The organism is Rhodoplanes sp. SY1, assembly GCF_046000175.1.
Classification (GTDB): Bacteria; Pseudomonadota; Alphaproteobacteria; order Rhizobiales; family Xanthobacteraceae; genus Rhodoplanes.
On sequence record NZ_JBEOMB010000272.1, the window covers coordinates 1 to 736 of the forward strand.

The 736-nt window shown below is 66.3% G+C and carries 1 protein-coding gene; it reads left to right on the forward strand.

Annotated elements, in window-relative coordinates; all coding sequences use genetic code 11:
• Positions 1-736, forward strand: a protein-coding gene (locus tag ABTU92_RS29065; RefSeq protein ID WP_408095035.1) for an IS5 family transposase whose coding sequence is annotated in 2 segments (ribosomal slippage) — positions 1-313 and positions 316-736 — 734 coding nt annotated over the 2 segments. Because the reading frame shifts where the segments join, the coding sequence is not laid out codon by codon here. This gene is flagged as partial in the annotation.

Consider the following 736-nt stretch of genomic DNA (forward strand, 5'->3'; position numbering starts at 1 on the left):
TTACTGGCTGAGCGATTCCGAGTGGGCGCGGATCGAGCCCCACTTGCCGCGTGGACGGCGTGGGGCTCACCGGGTCGACGACCGTCGGGTGATCAGCGGCATCGTGCACATGCTACGGATTGGTGCCCGCTGGCGCGACTGCCCGAACGAGTACGGCCCCTATACGACGATCTACAACCGCTTCAATCGCTGGAGCCGACAGGGCCTCTGGTTCGAGATTTTCGAAGCGCTCACGGGCTCGACCGGCATCATCGCGACGGTCGCGATCGACAGTACCCACATCAAGGCCCACCGCTCGGCGGCCGGCGGAAAAGGGGGGCCTTCCGGCAGGCGATCGGCCGCTCGCGCGGCGGACGGACGACGAAAATCCACGCCCTAACCGATCACTGCGGCAGGCCCCTCGTTCTGTTGCTCTCGCCCGGCAACATCAACGACATCGCCTTTGCACCCACGTTGATCGCCAGAGTGGCCCCGATCACCGGTCTCATCGCGGACAAGGCTTACGACGCCAACAGTCTGCGACGCCTGCTCTCCGAGGGCGGCGCCAAGGCCGTGATCCCGTCGACCACCAGCCGCAAGCAGCCGATCCCCTACGACCGCATCGCCTACAGGCGCCGCAATCGCATCGAGCGGATGTTCTCGCGGCTCAAGGACTTCCGCCGCGTCGCAACGCGTTACGACAAGCTCGCCAGAAACTTCCTCGCCGGCGCCATCCTGGCCGCCACCGTCGCCTGGT